Source organism: Halorubrum aethiopicum (genome assembly GCF_001542905.1).
Classification (GTDB): domain Archaea; phylum Halobacteriota; class Halobacteria; order Halobacteriales; family Haloferacaceae; genus Halorubrum; species Halorubrum aethiopicum.
Genome location: NZ_LOAJ01000001.1, coordinates 2689921 through 2709593, shown reverse-complemented (window position 1 = coordinate 2709593; position 19673 = coordinate 2689921). Strand labels below are relative to the sequence as shown.

Below are 19673 nucleotides of genomic sequence, written 5' to 3'. Positions count from 1 at the left end.
GGGCGTGAACGACGGGACGCGTCACTCCGATCCGGGGCGGTCCGGCATCGGCGGCGTGGTCCGCTTGTGTTCGGTCGCCCGGTGGCGCTCGAGCAGGTCGTCGATCGTCCCGCGGTCGAGACCGAGCCGCGAGGCGACCTCGTCGGCCGACAGTCCCTCGTCTATCGCGAGCCGCAGCGCGGGATCGACGGCGTCGTAGTCGGCTCCGAGGTCGTCGGCATCGCGCTGCCCCGCGAGCAGCCCGGCGGTCGGCGGCTTCTCGAGGACGAACCCCGGGACCTCGAGCGTCTCGGCGAGCGCCCGGACCTCGGTCTTGTAGAGGTGTCCGATCGGGAGGAGGTCCGCCGCCCCGTCGCCGTGTTTCGTCAGGTAGCCGAGCAGGCGCTCGCTCCGGTTGGTCGTCCCGCAGACGAGTCGGCCGGTCGCGTTGGCGGCGAGGTACGCCAGCGTCATGCGCAGGCGCGCGATCGCGTTCCCGACGAGCGTCGGTTCGTCGTGGAGGCCGAACCGATCGGGCGCGACGCTCCCGAACTGCGCGAGGAGCGGCTGGAGGTGGACCGTGTCGTGGTCGATCCCCAGCGCCTCCGCGAGCCCCTCGGCGTCCCGCGCGTGGTGAGCGCCGATCTTGTTACACGGGAGGATCAGCCCGTAGACGCGGTCGGAGCCGAGTGCCTCGACCGCGATCGCGGCGGCCACCGTCGAGTCGAGGCCGCCGCTCATGTTGATCACGACGCCGTCGGCCCCCGCCGACGACACCGTCTCGCGTACGAACGAGACGGACCGTTCCAGCTCCGTCTCCGGGTCGGTGACATCAACGGGAGCGGCGGCGTCGGTCGCGTCGGTCGCGTCGGCCGCGTCGACTGTATCGACGGACGCGGAGTCGGCCTTCCCGCCCTCCCGACCGGGATCCGGATCGTGACCGGACGACTCCGAGTCGTGACCGGTCCCGACTCGGGTGGACGCGTACGGTCCGTCGCCGTCGTCCGCCGGTTCCGTCCCCGGGTCGCTGCGTGTGGAGGTGTCCATGGCGTCTCGCCGTCCCGAGCGGACGCGTAAATACGCTCCGTGGGTATTGTTTAAGGTCGTTCCCCGGCGGAGAGAGGGGGCCGACGCGGCGGAGCCACCCGCCGTCGGTCGATCACGGGGCGATGAGTCGTCCCCGGACCTCGGTGGAACCCGCCCGGCAGAGCGGCGAAAACCACACGTTCGTCCCTCTCCTCGGATTTGACGGTGATCGTAAAGAATAATCCGAGTAGAAGGCGCGTCACAAGTGTATTAGGTGTTTATAACCGAACGTTTATACAAGAATATCTCCTCCGACCGCACATGTCAACAATACAGTTGAGTTCGAGTCAGAAACGGATCCTCACGTCGCTCGTGAACCTCGTCGACGACGAGGACGGCGTCGTCTGCGGGCGGGAGATCGCCGAGGACATCGACCGGAACCCCGGGACCGTTCGCAACCGGATGCGGAGCCTCCGCTCGCTCCAGTTGGTCGAGGGCGTCCCCGGCCCGGACGGCGGATACACGCCCACTCAGAGGGCCTACGAGACGCTCGATCTGGACCGGATGGAGGAGGCCGAGCCGGTGCCCGTCGTTCACGACGGGTCGCCGGTCGACGGGGTCACCGTCCGCGAGATCGAGCTCTCGAGCGTCAACAACCCCGAACTCTGCCGCGCGGAGGTCGTGTTGTCCGGGTCCGCCCGGCCCTTCGAGCGCGGCGACCGGGTGACCGTGGGGCCGACGCCGGCCTCGGGGCTCCGCGTCTCCGGAATCGTCGACGCCGCCGACGTCGACGGCGACACCCTCATGGTACGAGTCGAGTCGATGGAGACGGTCGCCGACCCGACCGAGGCGACCGCGGGTTCGATGGGCGGGCGGTCGGCGAGCGACTAGCGCTCCATCGATCCCGCCGTCGACCCGTCCGCGGATCCGCCGATCCCGTCGCGGATCGCGCCGGTCGTCGCGGCGACCCGCTGGGCATCGCGGTGGCGCTCGCCGAACGCGGCGACCGCGCTCGCGGCCGCCTCCTCGTCGGTCGCGAACTCGACGCCCTCGTACGCGACGTCCCACAACACGAGCGGCTCCGGTGCGGCGGGACCGACGCCGTGCTCGCCGGGGATCGGCTCGTCGGTGAGGAGCCGGTCGACGAGTTCCGGGGTCGCGGTCCCCCGTCCGACGGCCTCGACCGCGCCGACGACCCGGCGGACGAGCGCCCGCGGGAACCCGCCGGCGGCCGCCTCGACGACGAGGAACTCGCCCTCCCGGGTCGCGGTCGCCCGGAGCTTTCGGACCGTTCCGCCGTCGTCGGTGGTGAGGTTGTGGAAGTCGTGCTCGCCCGAGAGCCGCGCGAGCGCGTCGCGAACCGCGTCGTCGTCGATCGCCCCGTCGGTCGAGCGAGCGGATCCTTCAGATTTCGCCGGCGCGTACAGGAAGTACCGGTACGTCCGCCGGACCGCGTCGTGGGTGGCGTGAAACCCCGGACCGACGTCGGCGGCCGCCCAGACCCGGACCGACCCGGGCAGCCGCCCGTTGAACGCGCGGGGGGTGAGCCACGCGGGGGCCTCGAACGCGACGGTCTGTCTCAGGGCGGAGACGCCGGCGTCCGTCCGGCCCGCCGCGGCGTACCCCGGCGGCGTCGCGTGGGTCGGCCCGTCGCCGCGCGCGAGGAGGCCGTGCTTCGAGAGCGCGGCGAGCAGCGTTCCCTCGACGGTGTCCGCGTGCGGCTGTCGCTGGAACCCGGCGTACGCCCGGCCGTCGTACGCCACCCGGAACGCCCGGATCACGCCTCGCTTTCGGCCATCGGGACGGTGACGACCGGCACCGACGAGGTCCGCACGACCTTCTCCGTGACGCTCCCGAGGAGGACGCGTCGGAGCCCGGTCCGCGTGTGCGTCGGCATCACCACGACGTCCGCGCCGGTGTCCTCGATCGCGTTCTCGATCACCTGAAGCGGGTCGCCGTGGATCACGCTGCCGACGGCGTCGATCCCGGCCGCCTCGAGCTCCTCGGTCACCGTCTCGACGCGTCGCTCCGCGCTCTTCTCGACCCGCTCCGAGAACGCGCCGGCCCGCGGTCCCGCGAGCGTGTGTTCGAGCGTGTCGACCGCGCTCACGACGTGGACCGTCGCGCCGTAGCGCTCCGCGAGGCTCCGGGCGTGCGGCACCGCGTCGTTCGCGGCGCTGCCCGGCGCGACCGGCAGGAGGATGTCGTCGTACATGCGTGGAGGTGGAGTCGCCGGGCGCAAAACGCTACCGGCGGATGGGTAGCGTTTTCCGACCGGACGACCTTCCTCGGGGCATGGCACGAGACGTCCACGACCCGGACAACCCGCAGGTGACGCTTCACACGAACCACGGCGACGTCGTGATCGAGCTGTTCGCCGACCGCGCGCCGAAGACGGTCGAGAACTTCCTCGGGCTGGCCCGCCACGACCCCGCCGCCGACGCCGATCCCGCCCGCGACACCAACACGTGGGAGGACCCCGAGACCGGCGAGGTCCGCGGCGACTCGCTGTACGAGGGGAACGTCTTCCACCGGGTCATCGACGACTTCATGATCCAGGGCGGCGACCCGCTGGAGTCCGGCCGCGGCGGCCCCGGCTACCAGTTCGACGACGAGTTCCACGACGAGTTGACCCACGACGGCCCCGGCATCCTCTCGATGGCCAACTCCGGGCCGAACACCAACGGCTCGCAGTTCTTCATCACGCTCGACGCCACCCCGCACCTCGACGGCAAACACGCCGTCTTCGGCCAGGTGATAGAGGGGATGGACGTCGTCGAGGAGATCGGCTCGGTCCCGACCGGCCGCAACGACGAGCCGCGCGACACGGTCTCGATCGACCGCGTCACCGTCGAGGAGTAACGAGCGCGGTCAGTACAGGTTCACGGCAGCGATCCCCGTCCCTACGGTCGCGAAGGCGACGCTGGCTCCGGAGAGGATACCTCCAGGACTCCCCACGACCGCGAGATAGATCGCGATAAGCGTCGCTTGAATGCCGACTAACACCGCCGCCAGGTTTAGCTCCGTATCGCTCATAGGGTGACCGTCTTCTCCGTTCCCGTAATTCGTTGTGTTCCATCTGTCGTCGCGACCAATACAGGGAAGGAACGAGCGATCGCCCGAGCGGTGGCGCGCCGGTGAGCGGGCCGAAGGCCCGCGAACCGCTCGCGAGGGACGCCGCGAGCGAAGCGAGCGGCGAGGCTGGGGAGGCGTGAGGTGCGGGGGCTGTGCTGTCGGGTGGGACTCAAAGGGGCAGTCGGCTCCGGGAAGACGGCCGACGTAAGGACCGCAGGAGCGAACACAGTGAGCGACGAGGACCGCAGCGAGGCCCTCGACCGGAGCCGGCTGGGGCTTTGGAGATGTTCTCCGTGATCGTGATCACCGCCCCAGCAACGATCTCATTCTTATCATCCCGCTCTCCCGCAAAACAACCATCGTATAAGCACGCTTCAACGACCGACTGATTCCGGCGATCTCGTCTCGAACGCGAGACTCGAAAAGAGCCCGGATTCAACCGATCCGACCGCGACGCCGCCGCCTGCGACTCGATCTCAGCCCGAGACGGTGGTCTTCACGATGCTCACGGGCGCGGGCGACTGCCGAGAGACGCGCTCCGTGACGGAGCCGAGCATCCGCCGGTACTCGCCCGGCCGCGTCTTCGACCCCATCACCGTGAGGTCGATGTCCTCCTCGTCGATGTACCGGAGGATCGCCTCGTCGGGCGTCCCGTACACGAGGTCGGTCACGACCTCGACGCCGGCGCTCTCCGCGCGCTCCTCGACCGCCGCCAGCGCCTCGCGGCCGTTCTCCTCGAGGGTCTCCTCCGCCCCCTCGGAGCCGTCGACGTACTCGTCGCCCGGGTAGGCGTTGACGATGTCGGTGTCGACGACGTAGAGCACGTGGAGGACCGCGCCGTACCGGTCGGCCGCGTCGATGGCGTGGTCGGTCGCGCGGTCGACGCCCTTCGTGCCGTCCGTCGGGAACAGTATCCGGTCGTACATGCGCGAGGGTTCGTCCGACGACCGAATAAAACGTGTGCCCGGTTCCCGGGTCGGGAGAGCGTCACGACGGACCGGGTCCGCCCCAAACGGTTAATCCGTCCCGCGCGGGAGGACGTTCATGAGCGAAGCCGCGGACCGGGTCTTCCTGAACGGGGAGGTCCACACGCTAGCCGAGCCCGACGAGACCCACGAGGCGGTCGCCGTCCGCGACGGCGAGGTCGTGCGACTCGGCCGGACGTACGACGTCGAGTTCCTCGCCGGCGTCGACACCGACGTCGTCGACCTCGACGGCCGGACGCTCCTGCCGGGGTTCATCGACGCGCACACCCACCTGACGACCGTGGGTCGCTCGCTCGTCCACGCGGACCTCTCGGCGGCCGACTCGCCGGCGGACGCGGTCGAACTGCTGGCGGAACGGGCCGAGGAGGTCGAGGGGACGGCCGCCGGCGACGGAGCGGACGCCGGCGATTCCGGCTCCGCCGACGCCGACCCGACGAGCGAGTGGGTGATCGGCTACGGCTACGACGAGTCGACGTGGACGGAGAAGCGGTACCTGACACGGGACGACCTCGACCGCGTCTCGACCGACCGGCCGGTCGTCGCCTTCCGCGAGGACCTCCACGTCGCCGCGGTCAACGGGGTCGCGCTCGACCGGTTCGCCGACGCGCTCGAGGACGCCCCCGACGAGACGGTCCCGACCGACGACGCGGGCGAGCCGACCGGCGTCCTCCTCGAGGCCGCGATCGACCCGATCCGCGAGGCGGTCGAGCCCGGCGTCGCGGGGACGCGCGCGGCCGTCGAGGCGGGACTCGAACTCTGCGCCGAGCGGGGGATCACGGGCTTTCACGACATGGTCCGGGACTCACACGCCCCGCGGGTCTACCGCGACCTGGACGCGGCCGGCGAGCTGACCGCGCGCGTCCGGATCAACTACTGGACCGACCACCTGGACGCGCTCCGGGAGGTCGGATTGACGACGAACGCCGGCTCCGCGTTCGTCGAGACGGGCGCGATCAAGTCGTTCACCGACGGGAGCTTCGGCGGCCGGACCGCCAAGCTCTCCGAGCCGTACGCCGACGCCGACGACGAGACCGGCCAGTGGGTGATCGCGCCCGACGAGCTCGACGAGTGGGTGCGCGAGGCCACCGAGGCCGGCTATCAGTTCACGGCCCACGCCATCGGCGACGAGGCGATCCGGGCGACCCTCGACGCCTACGAGGGAGCGGCCGCGGGCGACCCCGGCGAGGACCGCCACCGGATCGAGCACGTCGAACTCGCCGACGACGGGATCGTCGACCGGCTCGCGGAGACCGGCGTCGTCGCGAGCGTCCAGCCGAACTTCCTGAAGTGGGCGCAAGCCGACGGGCTCTACGAGGCGCGCCTCGGCGAGGAGCGCACCGCCGAGACCAACCGCTACCGCGAGCTGCTCGACGCGGGCGTCCGGCTCGCGTTCGGCTCCGACGGGATGCCGATGGGACCCCTCCTCGGGATCCACCACGCCGTCAACGCCCCCGCAGAGGGACAGCGGCTCTCCGTGACCGAGGCGCTCCGCGCGTACACCCGCGGCGCGGCGTACGCCGGATTCGACGAGGACCGGCTGGGCACCGTCGAGCCCGGAAAGCGCGCGGACTTCGTCGTCTTAGCGGAGTCGCCGTGGGAGAACCCGGAGGCGATCCGGGATCTCGACGTGGCGATGACGGTCGTCGACGGCGAAATCGTCCACGACGCGCGCTGAGAAGGGAGTGATCGGGGGTCGTGCTGGGAGAGGGTGAGGGTACGCGACCTACGCGACCGACTCGAGGAAGTTGCGGATCACGTCGTGGCCGACCGCGGTGAGGACGCTCTCGGGGTGGAACTGGACCGCCTCGATCGGGTGGTCGCGGTGCCGGATCCCCATGACGACCGGCTCGCCCGCGTGGTCGGTCGTCGCGGTGACCGCGAACGCGTCCGGGACCTCGGTCGCGACGAGCGAGTGGTACCGCCCGGCCCGGAAGCCCTGGTCGAGCCCGGCGAAGACGCCCTCGCCGTCGTGGTCGACCGGGAACGCCTTGCCGTGGACCGGCTCCGGCGCGTGTCCGACGGTCCCGCCGTACTCGTGGACGGCCTCCTCCAGCCCGAGACACACGCCGAGGGTGGGAACCTCGGGCGACAGCTCCCGCAGAACCGACGCCGAGACGCCCACGTCGCGCTCGTTCTTCGGATGCCCCGGTCCGGGGCTGATCACGACGGCGTCCGGATCCTCGGCCTCGACCGCCGACAGCGACGCGGTGTTCTTGAGCACCGCGATGTCGACGTCCTCGCGTGTGTCCTCATCGCCACCGTCCTCGTCGCCGCCGGTATCGCCACCCTCGTCGCTGCCTTCCCCCTCTCCGCCGCCGCCGATCGATAGCTCCGAGACGTACTCGACGAGGTTGTAGGTGAACGAGTCGAAGTTGTCGACGACGACCACCTTCATCGCCCCACCCCCTCCAGCGCCGGTTCGTCCTCGCGGACGCGGTCGATCGCGGCGAGGACGCCCTCCATCTTGCGCTCGGTCTCCTCGTACTCCGCGGTCGGGTCGGAGTCGGCGACGAGCCCCGCGCCGGCGCGGACCGTGATCTCGTCCGTGGTGCCGCCCTCGCCGGCACCGCTCCCCGCGTCGGCGTCGATCCCCTCCCGGATCGTCGCCGTCCGGATCACGATCGCGAAGTCCGCGTCGCCGGTCCACGAGTAGTAGCCGACGCCGCCGCCGTACGCCTCCCGCGGCGTCGTCTCGAGGTCGTCGATGACCTCCATCGCGCGCACCTTCGGCGCGCCGGTGAGCGTCCCCGCGGGGAACGCCGCCCGCGTGGCGTCGAACGGGTCGCAGTCGGCCGCGAGCGTCCCCGTCACGGTCGACTCGATGTGCTGGACGTGGCTGTACTTCAACACGTTCATGAACTCCTCGACGCGGACCGACCCCGGCTCCGACACCCGGCGAACGTCGTTGCGCGCGAGGTCGACGAGCATCGTGTGTTCGGCGCGCTCCTTCCCGTCCGCGAGCATCTCGCCGGCGAGCCGGCGGTCCTCGACCGGGCTCGTCCCGCGCGGACAGGTGCCCGCGATCGGGTTCGAGACCACCCGGTCGCCCTTCACCGAGACGAGCGTCTCCGGGCTCGCGCCGACCACCGTCCGGTCGTCGTGGCTGAGGACGTACATGTACGGTGAGGGATTGATCTCCCGCAAGGCCGCGTACAGGCCGAGCGGGTCGACGTCGCCGCGGAGCCGCCGGCTTCGTGAGATCACGCCCTGGTAGATGTCGCCGTCCAGGACGTGGCGTTTCGCGGTCCGAACGGCCTCCTCGTAGTCGTCCTGCGGATCGGCCTCCTCCTCGCGCACGCGGACGCCGCCGGGGTCGGGCGGGCCGGCCGCCGCGAGGTCGGCGGCGACGCGGTCGGCCTCCGCGGCGAGCTCGTCGTACACCTCGCCGGGGTCGTCGTCGACGTCGACGATCGGCGTGAACACCAGATCGACGGTTCCCTCCTTCTCGTCGAAGACCACGGTCCGAGTCGTCAACAGGAACTCGGCGTCGGGGAACTCGGTCTCGGGGCGGTCGACGCCGACCTCCTCGAGCCAGAGGTCGTACACCGCCTCGTACGCGAGGAAGCCGACGAAGCCGCCCGAGAGGATCTGCCGGTCGGTCTCCGGGAAGCCGCGGCGGCTCACGTCGGGAAAGGCCGCGCGGATCCGGTCGATGGCGTCGCCGTCGGCGTCGCCGCCGGTGCCCTCGCTTTCGTCTTCGCCGTCCTCGCCGGCCGCGTCCCCGTCTACGTCGCCGACGAACGTCGCGGCGGGCCCGAGCTCGGTCACCTCGGTGCGGTCGGGGTGGACCGAGACGACCGCCTCCGGGTCGTAGCCGACGAACGAGTAGCGGGCGTGTCTGTCGGCCTTCCCGCCCGCCGTGAACGCGCCGTCGGGGTCGCTCGAGGCCACCTTCTCGCCGGACTCGAGGAGGAACCCGTACGGTTCGTCGCCGATGAGCGTGGCGTACGCCGACAGCGGGGTGATCTCGGGGTCGAGCGACGCGGCCGCGCGGACGACGACCGGGCGCTCGGCGTCCGCGACCAGCTCGACGAACTCGGCCCTCGATCGGTCGAGCGCGGTCGACGGGGCGTCCTCGGCCGTGCGGTCCGCGTCTCCGGTCATGCGACCTCCATCTCGCGGCCCGCGTTGGCGACGAAGCGGGCGACCGCGTTGTGGTCCTTGCGACCCTCGATCCGCTCCACCCCGGAGGCGACGTCGACCGCGTACGGGTCGGCGACCCGCACCGCCTCGGCGACGTTCTCCGCGGTGAGCCCGCCGGCGAGCACGACCGGGACGGTCAGCCGGTCGGCCAGCTCGCCGGTCGCCGCCCAGTCGTGGGTCTCGCCGGTGCCGCCCGCGCCGGATTCCCGCGTCGAGTCGACGACGAGCGCGTCGGCGACGCGGTCGAACTCCTCGGCGCGCGCCGGGTCCGTCGCGTCGATCGCGACGAGCACCTTTCGCTCGGTCTCCGCGCGGATGAACCGGATCTCGTCGGGGGTCCACTCGCCGTGTAGCTGGAGCGCGTCGGGACCGATGGTCCGGACCAGCTCGACCGCGCGCTCGGCCGAGGTCGGCATCGTGACGAGCGTCGCCGTGACGAACGGGGGCACGTCGGCGAGCAGGTCCGCCGCGCGCGCCGGGTCGACCTCGCGAGGGGTGTCGACCGGCACCTCGGTTATCACCCCGACCGCGTCGGAACCCGCCTCGACGGCCGCCCGGAGGTCCGCGTCGTCGGTGAGCCCGCACACCTTCACCCGCGCCATCACTCGCCCTCCGACCCGGAACCGGTCGCCGCGCCCGACCCGGCCGTCGCACCCGATCCGGCCGCCGCCGGCTCCGTGACCTCCTCGCCGCAGAGCGCCGCGAACTTCTCGGCGGCCGCGCCCGAGTCGATCGCCGCCGCGGCGCGCTCGACGCCCGCCGAAAGCGAGTCGGCCTCGCCGGCGACGTAGATCGCCGCGCCCGCGTTCGCGAGGATCAGGTCGCGTTTCGCTCCCGTCACGGAGCCGTCGACGATGCCGCGGAGGTCCGTCGCGTTCTCCTCGGGCGTCCCGCCCGCGACCGCCTCGATCGGCGCTCGCTCCACGCCGAGATCCTCCGGCGTGATCGTGAACTCGCGGACCGCGTCGCCGTCGACCTCGGCGGCGACCGTCTCGTCGTGGATCCCGATCTCGTCCATCCCCGCGCCGTGGACGACGAGGGCGCGCTCCACGGGCATGTGAGCGAGCGCGCGAGCGATCGGTCCGACGAGGTCGGGGTCGTAGACGCCGAGCAGCTGGGCGTCCGCCCCGGCGGGGTTCGTCAGCGGGCCGAGGACGTTGAAGATCGTCCGCATCCCGAGCTCCTTGCGCGGGCCGATGACGGCCTTCATCGCGGGGTGGAAGACGGGCGCGAGCATGAACCCGATCCCGTCCGCCTCGATGGCGGCCTCGACCGCGGCGGGCTCGGCCTCGACGTCCGCGCCGGCGACCTCGAGCACGTCGGCGCTGCCGGACGACGAGGAGACGGAGTAGTTGCCGTGTTTGGCGATCGGCACGCCCGCGCCCGCGGCGACGATCGCCGCGGTCGTCGAGACGTTGATCGTGTCGTAGTCGTCGCCGCCGGTCCCGCAGGTGTCGACGAGCGGCGACCGGTCGGGCTCGATCGTCCGGGCGGCGTCGCGCATCCCCTGCGCGAAGCCCGCGATCTCCGCCTCGGTCTCGCCCTTCGCGCGCAACGCGGCGAGCAGCGCCCCGATCTGCGCCTCGGTCATCTCCTCGAAGACGAGCCGCGCGGCCTCGCGCGCCTCCTCGAGCGACAGGTCCTCCCCGTTCGTCACGCGTTCGACCGTGTGCTGAATATCCATGGTGTTCACCGATGTATGAGTCCGTGTTGTAATGTACAAGTATGTACACCGATTTAACGCTGTCGCCGGCGCTGTACGGTCGACGGCGCGCTCGCGGCACGGCGTTGGAGGATCAGGGAGGAACGCGGAGTCAGGTTACTCCTCGAGTATCGGCGCCTCACCGTCCGCCTCGACGACGACGACGGGAACCGCGGACTCGTCGACGACGGTGTCGGTCGTCGACCCGAAGACGAACCGACCGACCGTCCCCGTGGTCGGCGTCCCGACGACGACGAGGTCGTAGTACGGCGACTGCTCGACGATCGCGCCGGCGGCGGTCCGATCCTCGACGAGCCAGCGGTCGACCCGCTCGAAGTCGGCGAGGCGGTCGCGCGCGGCCGCGAGCAGCGGGTCGCCGGTCGTCGCGGCGTCGGCGTCGGCCCCGACCGCGGTGGCGTCGGCCGCCGCCGCGTCCGACGCGGTTCGATCGGCGGACTCGAGGTTCGCTGGCTCTCCCGTGTCCGCCCGGTCCCTCTCCTCGCCGCTTTCGTCGCCGTCGCCGAGCGCGGCCTCGGACGGGACCACGTGGAACAGCTCCAGCCACGCGTCGGTCGCCTCGGCGAGCCCCCGCGCGAGGTCGACGGCCGCCCCCGAGTGCGGGCCGGGGCCGACCGCGACGAGGATCGAGGCGATCCGGTCGGGTCGGTCCGCCCGGTCTACACCCTCAAGCCGCGCGTCCGCGGCCGTCCCGGTCGCCGCGAGCGCCTCCGCGACGGCCGGCTCGACGACCGGTTCGCCGAGATCCGCCGACTCGACGGCCGAGTTGCCGGCCGTCTCGTCCGCGCCCGCGTCGTCGGCGTCGCTCCCGTACATGCCCTACGCGTCAGACGTGCGCATGATAAATCCCGATGATCCGACGCGTCTCACCGACCGGCGCTCGGCGATCGTCGTCCCGAGGAACGCCGCCGGCTACTCCCGGAAGAACGCCTCGTCCTCGAACGGCTCCGCTTCGCCCTCCACGGCGATCACGTCGAGGGCGGTGACCTCGGCACCGACGCCGAGGAGGCCGGCGAGGCTCGGCTCGGTCCGCCCCCCGTCGCCGGAGATCAGCTCCTTGACGTAGAGTCCGCCCGCGCCGTGGATCTCGACGACCGCGTGGCGCGCGTCCTCGAGTTCCGCGGTCGCCGCGTACACGTCGCGCTCGCGAGTCAGGCTCGCCCGCCGGTGGTCGACCCGGTTCGGGGTGTACTGCTCCACCGTCGTCCCCTCCAACTCGTCGACCGCGGCCGCCAGCGCGTCGGCGTCGACGTCGGCGTCGAAGGCCACCTGCGCGCGGTAGCGCTTCGAGGCGCCGTGTTCCTTGACGCGCTCGACCATGTCGTAGGTCGCGAGCCGGAGGCCCTCGACCTCGACCGCGCCCTCGGCGAAGGCGTTGATGTCGGCCTCGAGCCGGTCGGTGTCGACGCGGCGGCGGCGGGGCTCCGCGACCTCGACCACGAACGGGCGGCCGGTGCCGAGCATGAGTGCGTCGACGTCCTCGCGGCCCGCGCCGTGGAACGTCGCCTCCGTGCCGTCCATCACGTCCTCGACGATCGGCGCGGTGTACTCCTCGACGCTGTCGTCGTAGAGGTAGCCCGACCCGCCGCAGTGGTCACAGGGATCCGCCCCCTGACGTCCCGACCCGTTACACTCCCGGCAGGGCCACTCGGTCTGGGGGATGTCGCGCTCCAGCTTCCGGTAGCGCCCGTAGACGAACGCGGAGTTCACCTTCGCGTCGACGGCGTCCTCGGCGAGATCGATCGTGAACTGGACGTCCGGGCGGTCGAAGGAGACCTCCGCGCCCGTGAGCCGCCCGACCCGCTTGCCGACCTCGCGATTGAACTCGGACTTGAACGGCTCGCCGGCGTCGGTCTCCAGTCCGGCCTCCTCGCGGAGCAGCGCCTCGTTCTCCTCGATCAGCGGCGGCGGCCGCGTCCCGACGTTGTAGGTCGAGAACTCGACCTCCTCGACCGCCTCCGCGGCGCGCTCGGCCCACGCGTCGAACTCGGCACAGCGCCCCTCACACACCCAGCAGTCCGCGGTCGCGACCGGCTCGTGGTCGTCGTCCTCGCGCAACGCGAGCGAGACCCGCAGCGCCGACCCGCGCTCGTCGTTCGAGAGGCCGAAGCTCCGGTCGGCGACGAGCCGACCGAGGCAGGCGTCACACACCGGCCCCGTCGCGGTCGCGCGCGCGGCGACTTCCAGTACGTCCATACGGGGGGAAACCGGCCGCGGGGTAACTGTCTTGCCCTTGGCTCCGCGCTCGCCCGCTCGCTAGCTCCCGCCGGTCTCTCCGTCCGCTCCCGACCGACTTATGTCCGTCACGGCCGTCGCCTCGGGCGTGAGCGAGCCGGCGACGCGCGCGGAGAAGGTGGATCTCGGCGTCGAGCTCCTCGCACACCTCGAACGCGAGGAGCTCCCGCTGTCCGAGGCGGTGGACCGGATCGAGACGGTGACCACGAACCCCGCGATCACGCGCGAAATCCTCGACACGGCGGAGAAACGCGGCGTGATCGACCGCGAGAACGCCCGACTGCGCGTCCTGCGGGGCGGCACCTACGTGGAGTACGACAGCCAGGTGGTCGCCCGCGAGGGCGAGTTCGAGTGTAAGCGGTGCGGCGCGGGGATCACGACCGGACACTTCGTGCGATTCGAGGCCGGCGAGCTCGGACCGTTCGGCTCCTCGTGCGTGCGGAAGGTGACCGGCCGGGACGCCGAGTGAGGTCGCTATCGGTCCTGTCGGAGTTATCGGCCCTGCCGCAGCTCCTCGATGAGCCGCTCGATGAGCTCCGACTGTCGCTCGAGCTTCGCCGACTGCGCCTCGACGGTCTGTCGGAGCGCCGCGACCTCGGCGGCGAGGTCGTCGTCCTCGACGCCCGCGCTCTCGAAGGGCGACCCCTCGAAGCCGTCCGATCCCGCCGACGCCTCCGACTCCGTGGGGGTCGTCGGGTCCGCGGGGTCCGACGCCGTCGTCGGGTCCGCGGGGTCCGACGCTGTCGTCGGATCCGCCGAGTTCCCCGTTCGGCCGGAACCCGCGTCGGTCGCGTCCGCCGAGCCCCCGTCGAACTCGTCTGAGAGGGGGTCGCTCCCGGCGGTCGTGTCGGCGTCGGTCGTCCCCGCGGCGGCGTCGGTCGCCTCGGCGGAGCCGGTGCCGCCGCGGTCGAAGCCGGTCCCCGTCGAGACGCCGGCCTCGGTCGAGCCATCGGCGTCCGTTTCGGCGCTCGGTTCGGAGACCGCCGTCGGATCGGCGTCCGTCCCGCGATCGGCGTTCGGATCGGGTTCGAACGGGGACTCCATCTCGGCCGCCGCCTCCGCGTCGGCCGCCGGCGACGCCGAAAGCGGGTCGGGGCCCTCGCCGAAGTCGGTCGTGCCGGTCGACGCCGCGGCTCCCCCGTCCTCGTCGTCGTCCGCGACGGCCACTCGGAGCTCCTCGAGGCTCCCGACCCCGTGGAACGCACACACCGCTTCGACGAGGCTCTCCTTGACGGCTCGTGCCGACTCGTTGGGGGCTTTGAACCGCTCGGAGCGCCCGTCGTGTGTGAGCACGACCGCGGTCGCGACGGTCCCCTCCTCGAAGTCGAGGTCGGTCAGATCGGCGTACGGGAACTCCTCGAACTCCTCGTCCCAGACGGCCGAGCCGACGTGTTTCACGAGCCGGCTGTCGGTGACGACGAGGGTGAGCTCCGAGAAGCGGAACGTGCGCTCGACCGACTCGCCGGCGTCGGTCACGCCGCGCGCGGAGAGCACCCCGGCGAGAACGGGGTGGACCACGTCGTCGAGGCGCTTGGACGGGACCGTCAGCGTCTCCTCGCCGTCGAGACCGTAGCCGAAGACGACCTTCGACTTCCGGCGGCCGGTCGAGACCGCGATCCGCTCGGCGTCGTGCGGGTACTCCTCGACGGTCTCGTCGGAGAGCAGGCCGTCGGCGCGGTACACGAGCGTTCGCGTGGGCGTGACCGCGAGGAGGTCGTCCCCCCCGAGCGGGACCCGCGCGACGACCTCCTCGTCGCCGGCGGCCCCCGACAGTAGGTCCGGAAGGCTCATACGCCGAACGTCCGCGGCGTCCGGCATAAATCCGCGGGGTCCGGTTCTCGGTCATGGATCCGCCTCTCGGTCGCCGATCCGCCCGCCCGAACGTCCCGCGGATGGCCGGGGCGTGCGCACCCCTCACAGACCCCCGACGGATGGGAAGGTTAAAGGGTGTCATCGCGATACGTAAGCGTGAGGCCGGGTGGCTTAGCTGGACATAGCGCCGCACTCATAGGGTTCAGAGATTCGGTGCGGTGACGCCTTGGAAGCGTCCGCGTCCTTCCCGTGGCTCCGCCGAGCCTCGGACCTGGGACATGCGGAGATCGTGGGTTCGGAGCCCACCCCGGCCATACTTCTCCCGTCGACGATACGCATCGACAGTCCCGAGTTCCGTCCGACGATCCCGGCTCCCGATACTGCCGGGACCGGTACACCCAACCGGCGTCGGACGCCGATCAGGCCGTGACTACCTCCGACACCGACGCGGGAACCGAGACGGTACTGGTGACCGGCGGCACGGGCTTCATCGGGTCACACCTCGCCCGGCTGCTGGTCGACGACGGCCACGAGGTCGTCGCCTTCGACGCCGCGCCCGACGCCGCGCTCCTCGAACGGCTCGGCGTCGCGGAAGCGGTCGAGGTCCGACGCGGCGACGTGACGGACGTCGCCTCGCTCGCCCGGGCGGTCCGCGAGACGGGAGCCACGCGGCTCGTCCACCTGGCCGCCCTCTTGAGCGAGGACGTTCGAACGGACGAGCTCGCGGCCACGCGGGTGAACGCGCTCGGCGCGAACCACGTGCTCGAGGCCGCCCGGCTCTTCGGCGACCGGATCGACCGCGTCGTGATGACGTCGAGCGAGACGGTGTACGGCCCCGGATCGGCGTACGACGGGCCCGTCGCCGAGGACGCGCTGTTGTCGCCCGACTCGCCGTACGCCGCCGCGAAGCGCCACGCCGAGTGCCTCTCGCGACGCTACCGGGAGGACCACGGCGTCCCCGCGGTCGCGCTCCGACCGACCGGCGTCTTCGGGCCGTTCAGACGGAGTTTCACGGCGTTCTCAGAGCTCTTCGAGCGGCCGGCGGTCGGCGACCCCGTTCGCGTCGAGGGCGGCGGGACCGCCGTGAGCTGGCTCTCCGTGCGGGACGCCGCCGACGCGTTCCGGCGCGCCGCGCTGGCACCCGCGAGCGACCTCGAACGCGGCGTCTACAACGTCCGCGGCGAGGTCGCGACCGTCGCGGAGGCCGCCGAGGCGGTCCGCCGGCTCCTCCCGGACGCCGACGTGACCGTGACCGACGACGCCGACCGCGACTGGTCGGCACAGGGGCTCTCGCTCGCACGCGCCCGGTCCGACCTCGGCTACGAGGTCGATCACGGGCTCGGGGAACTCACGCGCGAGTACGTCGACGCGGTTCGACGCGACGTCGGGCTGGACCCGATCGACTGAGTCCGGACGACCGCCTCACCCGCTGCTCGCCGTCTCCTCGGCTCACCCGCCGTCGCCCCGGCTGATCGTCGCCGACCCGTCTCACCCGCCGACGGCCGTCCCGGCGAGCACCGCGATCCCGGCGACCGCGCCGCCGCCGACGAGCAGGACGTAGTTCGCGACCGGGTTCGCCGCCGTCACCAGATCGAGGGTGTAGTGGTCGTCCCTGACGGGCGCGTACGGCCGGATCCCCATCGGCGTGATCGCGTCGGCGAGGAGGTGCGAGCCGATCGTCCCCGCGCCGAGGACGAACCCGAGCGCGGCGAGCGCGAGGGCCGCGACCGCCCCGCTCCCGAGTCCGACGATCCCGCCGACGAGACCGAACGCGACGCCGACCGCGAGCGCGAACCAGACGGTGTGGGTGATCCCGCGGTGTTTCACGAACGGGACCTGCGTGTCCAGGTCGGGAACCATCGCCGTCCAGGCGACGACCACGGCCCCGACCGCCGCGAGTTCGAGCCCGGCGAGCGCGGCGAGGCCGAACCCGACCGGCGCGTACGCCGCGAGCGCGGCCCCGACGTGGCCCTTCCTGTACACGGCCGATCTCGCCTCCTCTCACCGGTCCCGCAGCACCGTCTCGCCCGGCGCGACGGTCGCGCCGGAGGAGAGGACGATCCCGACGTTGATCGTACAGTTGATCCCGGTGCGGACGCCGTCGCCGCAGACGATCCCGAACTTCCGGCGGCCCGTGCTCACCCGGTCGCCCTTCACCGTGAGTTCGACCGGCTCGCCGTCGTGTCTGAGGTTCGCGACGGTCGTCCCCGCGCCGAGGTTGACGTCCTCGCCGAGCACGCTGTCGCCGAGGTAGGTGAGGTGTGGAACCGCCGAGTCGGCCATCACGACGCTGTTTTTCACCTCGACGCCGTGGCCGACCCGCGTGTCGGGGCCGAGGTACGTCGCGCCCCGGACGTACGCGTTGGGGCCGACGTGGCTGCCGGCGGCGACGTACGCCGGCCCCTCGATCACGACGCCGGGCTCGATCGTCGCGCCGTTCTCGACGACGACCGTGCCCCTGATCTCGGCGTCGTCGCTCACGTCGCCGCCGACCTCGCGGTCGCGCTCCGCGAGCTTCCACTCGTTGGCCGCGAGCAGCTCCCACGGCCGACCCACGTCGAGCCAGCGGTCGAAGGGGACCGCGCGCACGTCCGTCGTCTCACACGCCCGCTGGAGCACGTCGGTGAGCTCCAGCTCGCCGCGCTCGCTCTCGTCGACGTCGAGCCACGCGAGCGCCGCGGCCGGGAAGACGTACGCGCCCGTGTTGACGAGGTCCGAGGGCGGGTCCGCGGGCTTCTCGACGACGCCCTCGACCCGGCCGTCCGCGACGCGCAACACCCCGTAGGAGGAGGGGTCCTCGACGCGGTAGGAGCCGACCGCGGCGTCCCCGTCGTACAGCTCCGCGAGCGACCCGCGGTCGTAGAGGGCGTCGCCGTTCAACACGACGAACGGCTCCTCTTCGAGTTCGCTCCGGGCGGTGCGGACGGCGTCCGCCGTCCCGCGCCGTTCGGCCTGCGTGACGGTCTCGACGGAGACCGGCCAGTCGCGGTCGGCGATCGCCGTCCGGACCGCGTCCGCCTCGTAGCCGACGACGACGACGACCCGGCTCGCGCCCGACTCGATCGCGTCCTCGAGACAGCGGACGACGAGCGGCTTTCCGGCGACCGGCAGCATCGGCTTCGGCGTGTTGGCCGTGAGCGGACGCATCCGCGTCCCCTCGCCGGCCGCGAGTACGACGGTCTGCATACCGAACACGTCAGCCGACGCCGGGAAAGGTATTGCGACGTCGGACGCCGGTCGTCGACCTCAACGGTCGGCCACGTCCGCGAGCGCGCGGTCGACGATCCCGATCGCGCGCTCCAGCAGGGCGTTCGCGGCGTCGGCCTCGCGCGCCTCCGCCGTGATCCGGATCAGCGGCTCGGTCCCCGAGGCCCGCAGGAGGAACCACCCCTCGTCGGCGTCGGCGCGGACGCCGTCGAGCGTCGAGACCTCGTCGAACTCGTCGGTCACGCGCGCCGCGATCAGTTCCATCGCGGCGGCCTTGTGCTCGGTCTCGACCGAGCGCCGCCGGATCGGGTACCGCTCCATCGCCGCGACCCGCTCCGAGAGGGGGGTCTCCGCGGCGAGCGCGGCGAGCCGGACCGCCGCGAGCGGGCCGTCCGGACACAGCGTCTCCTCCGGGAAGATCCACGCGCCGGAGGGCTCGCCGCCGAAGGCGACCCCCGCCTCCGCGGCGCGTTCCGCCACGTACACGTCGCCGACGCGCGTGTAGACGAGTTCCGCGCCGACCTCCGCGAGCGCGTCCGCGGCCGCGAGGCTCGTGTCGACCGGCGCGGCGACGTGGTCGCCCTCGTCAGCCGCCGCCCGGCCGAAGACGGCGAGGAGCAGGTCGCCGGGGACGAACTCGCCCGCGTCCGTGACCGCCATCATGCGGTCGGCGTCGCCGTCGTGGGCGATCCCGAGGTCGGCGTCGACGGCCTCGACCGTCGCGGCGAGCGTCGCGCAGTTCTCGGCGGTCGGCTCGCTCGGGCGGGCGGGGAACCGGCCGTCCGGCGTCGCGTTGAGCGTCTCGACGGCGGCGCCGAGGTCGTGGAGCGCGTCTGCGGTCACGCCGCCCATGCCGTTCCCGGCGTCGACGACGACGGAGAGGTCGGCGAGGGGACCGGATGCGGGGACTCCGGTCCCGCGCGTCTCCGCCGCGCGCTTACTGGCTGCGCGCTCGCCGGCCGCGACGAGCGCGTCGCGGTGGCGGTCAGTCGCCGCGTTCCAGCGGTCGTACCCGCCCTGTCCCTCCCAGTCGGCGAGGTCGAACGCCCCCTCGCGGATCCGCTCCTCGATGACGTCCTGTCGGGCCGGCGGGTACGCCTGTCCCGAGGGGGTCCACAGCTTGAGCCCGTTGTCGGGTGCCGGGTTGTGCGAGGCGGTCACGACGATCCCGGCGTCGGCGTCTCGAGTGCCGATCGCTCGCGCGACCGTGGGGGTCGCCGCGCGGCCGACGTCGACCACGTCCGCGCCGGTCTCGCGGAGCCCCGCGACCAACGCGTCGCGGAGCGTCTCGCCCGTCTCTCGCGCGTCGCGTCCGACCACGACCCGGTCCGCCTCGGTGCCGACCGCACGGCCCACGTCGAGCGCGACGGCGGCGGTGACTTCCTCGCCGACGGGCCCGCGGATCCCGCTGGTTCCGAACATACCCGTGGCTTCCCTCGAGGAGTCTTGTAACCTCGGGAAGGGAGGGGAAGAGCGGGGTAGGGGAAGAG

At 72.2% G+C, this 19673-nt stretch carries 20 protein-coding genes and 1 tRNA gene; 6 read left to right on the top strand and 15 right to left on the bottom strand.

Going from position 1 to position 19673, the window contains the following annotated elements:
• Positions 1–21: 21 nt before the first annotated feature.
• Complete coding sequence (locus AXA68_RS12940; RefSeq protein ID WP_080505258.1) at positions 22–1026, bottom strand: NAD+ synthase; 1005 nt, start codon at positions 1024–1026, stop codon at positions 22–24.
• Positions 1027–1326: 300 nt separating this feature from the next.
• Here AXA68_RS12940 and AXA68_RS12935 point away from each other — a divergent pair, with 300 nt between their 5' ends.
• Entirely contained in the window at positions 1327–1896 is a 570-nt protein-coding gene (locus AXA68_RS12935; RefSeq protein ID WP_066417535.1) for an Rrf2 family transcriptional regulator, read from the top strand.
• Here AXA68_RS12935 and truA read toward each other — a convergent pair.
• Both truA and AXA68_RS12925 read right to left on the bottom strand, forming a co-directional pair.
• Entirely contained in the window at positions 1893–2783 is an 891-nt protein-coding gene (gene truA, locus AXA68_RS12930; protein WP_066418618.1) for a tRNA pseudouridine(38-40) synthase TruA, read from the bottom strand. The genes AXA68_RS12935 and truA overlap by 4 nt on opposite strands.
• Positions 2783–3220: a universal stress protein gene (locus AXA68_RS12925; protein WP_066417532.1), complete on the bottom strand. Its 438-nt coding sequence runs from the start codon at positions 3218–3220 to the stop codon at positions 2783–2785. Before AXA68_RS12925 ends, truA begins: the two co-directional genes overlap by 1 nt.
• An 80-nt stretch (positions 3221–3300) precedes the next feature.
• On the opposite strand from AXA68_RS12925, the gene AXA68_RS12920 reads away from it, so the two are divergent.
• The gene (locus AXA68_RS12920) at positions 3301–3867 is read left to right on the top strand and encodes a peptidylprolyl isomerase (protein ID WP_066417529.1); all 567 of its coding nucleotides are present in this window, start codon (positions 3301–3303) and stop codon (positions 3865–3867) included.
• A gap of 9 nt (positions 3868–3876) precedes the next feature.
• On the opposite strand, the gene AXA68_RS16835 is transcribed toward AXA68_RS12920, so the two are convergent.
• Together AXA68_RS16835 and AXA68_RS12915 are read right to left on the bottom strand one after the other, a co-directional pair.
• Positions 3877–4041 (bottom strand): hypothetical protein, encoded by a 165-nt coding sequence (locus tag AXA68_RS16835; RefSeq protein ID WP_157884839.1) that lies wholly within the window; start codon positions 4039–4041, stop codon positions 3877–3879.
• Positions 4042–4556: 515 nt separating this feature from the next.
• Positions 4557–5006, bottom strand: a complete 450-nt coding sequence (locus AXA68_RS12915; RefSeq protein WP_066417526.1) for a universal stress protein — start codon at positions 5004–5006, stop codon at positions 4557–4559.
• 118 nt (positions 5007–5124) lie between these two features.
• On the opposite strand from AXA68_RS12915, the gene AXA68_RS12910 reads away from it, so the two are divergent.
• The gene (locus tag AXA68_RS12910) at positions 5125–6741 is read left to right on the top strand and encodes an amidohydrolase (protein ID WP_066417523.1); all 1617 of its coding nucleotides are present in this window, start codon (positions 5125–5127) and stop codon (positions 6739–6741) included.
• Between the two features lie 48 nt (positions 6742–6789).
• Here the strand turns inward: AXA68_RS12910 and AXA68_RS12905 are convergent, their stop codons facing one another.
• The 6 genes from AXA68_RS12905 to AXA68_RS12880 all read right to left on the bottom strand — a co-directional run bounded on the left by AXA68_RS12905 (position 6790) and on the right by AXA68_RS12880 (position 13125).
• Positions 6790–7461: an aminodeoxychorismate/anthranilate synthase component II gene (locus AXA68_RS12905; RefSeq protein ID WP_066417520.1), complete on the bottom strand. Its 672-nt coding sequence runs from the start codon at positions 7459–7461 to the stop codon at positions 6790–6792.
• A complete protein-coding gene (gene trpE / locus AXA68_RS12900; RefSeq protein ID WP_066417518.1) occupies positions 7458–9170 on the bottom strand; it encodes an anthranilate synthase component I in 1713 nt (570 codons plus the stop codon). The genes AXA68_RS12905 and trpE overlap by 4 nt, the downstream gene beginning before the upstream one ends.
• Entirely contained in the window at positions 9167–9811 is a 645-nt protein-coding gene (locus AXA68_RS12895) for a phosphoribosylanthranilate isomerase (RefSeq protein WP_066417513.1), read from the bottom strand. Before AXA68_RS12895 ends, trpE begins: the two co-directional genes overlap by 4 nt.
• A complete protein-coding gene (trpD, locus tag AXA68_RS12890; protein ID WP_066417512.1) occupies positions 9811–10893 on the bottom strand; it encodes an anthranilate phosphoribosyltransferase in 1083 nt (360 codons plus the stop codon). Before trpD ends, AXA68_RS12895 begins: the two co-directional genes overlap by 1 nt.
• 135 nt (positions 10894–11028) lie before the next feature.
• The gene (locus AXA68_RS12885; RefSeq protein WP_066417510.1) at positions 11029–11745 is read right to left on the bottom strand and encodes a universal stress protein; all 717 of its coding nucleotides are present in this window, start codon (positions 11743–11745) and stop codon (positions 11029–11031) included.
• A 96-nt stretch (positions 11746–11841) separates the two neighbouring features.
• Complete coding sequence (locus AXA68_RS12880; RefSeq protein WP_066417508.1) at positions 11842–13125, bottom strand: tRNA pseudouridine(54/55) synthase Pus10; 1284 nt, start codon at positions 13123–13125, stop codon at positions 11842–11844.
• A gap of 127 nt (positions 13126–13252) precedes the next feature.
• Here AXA68_RS12880 and AXA68_RS12875 point away from each other — a divergent pair, with 127 nt between their 5' ends.
• Complete coding sequence (locus AXA68_RS12875; protein WP_066417505.1) at positions 13253–13633, top strand: DUF5830 family protein; 381 nt, start codon at positions 13253–13255, stop codon at positions 13631–13633.
• Positions 13634–13656: 23 nt separating this feature from the next.
• Here the strand turns inward: AXA68_RS12875 and AXA68_RS12870 are convergent, their stop codons facing one another.
• A complete protein-coding gene (locus AXA68_RS12870; protein ID WP_066417503.1) occupies positions 13657–14955 on the bottom strand; it encodes a DUF7115 domain-containing protein in 1299 nt (432 codons plus the stop codon).
• A 181-nt stretch (positions 14956–15136) separates the two neighbouring features.
• Between AXA68_RS12870 and AXA68_RS12865 the strand changes: the two genes are divergently transcribed.
• A tRNA-Met gene (locus AXA68_RS12865) sits at positions 15137–15290 on the top strand.
• 112 nt (positions 15291–15402) lie between these two features.
• Positions 15403–16383, top strand: coding sequence for an NAD-dependent epimerase/dehydratase family protein (locus AXA68_RS12860; RefSeq protein ID WP_066417501.1), 981 nt, complete (start codon positions 15403–15405; stop codon positions 16381–16383).
• A gap of 81 nt (positions 16384–16464) precedes the next feature.
• On the opposite strand, the gene AXA68_RS12855 is transcribed toward AXA68_RS12860, so the two are convergent.
• From AXA68_RS12855 to glmM, 3 genes are read right to left on the bottom strand one after another with little or no spacing between them, the layout of a single operon-like run.
• Positions 16465–16959 (bottom strand): metal-dependent hydrolase, encoded by a 495-nt coding sequence (locus AXA68_RS12855; RefSeq protein WP_066417494.1) that lies wholly within the window; start codon positions 16957–16959, stop codon positions 16465–16467.
• Between the two features lie 18 nt (positions 16960–16977).
• Positions 16978–18162 carry a bifunctional sugar-1-phosphate nucleotidylyltransferase/acetyltransferase gene (glmU, locus tag AXA68_RS12850; RefSeq protein ID WP_066417488.1) on the bottom strand — a complete coding sequence of 395 codons (1185 nt, stop codon included), beginning with the start codon at positions 18160–18162 and terminating at the stop codon, positions 16978–16980.
• Positions 18163–18222: 60 nt separating this feature from the next.
• Positions 18223–19605 carry a phosphoglucosamine mutase gene (gene glmM / locus AXA68_RS12845; protein WP_066417485.1) on the bottom strand — a complete coding sequence of 461 codons (1383 nt, stop codon included), beginning with the start codon at positions 19603–19605 and terminating at the stop codon, positions 18223–18225.
• Positions 19606–19673: the final 68 nt, after the last annotated feature.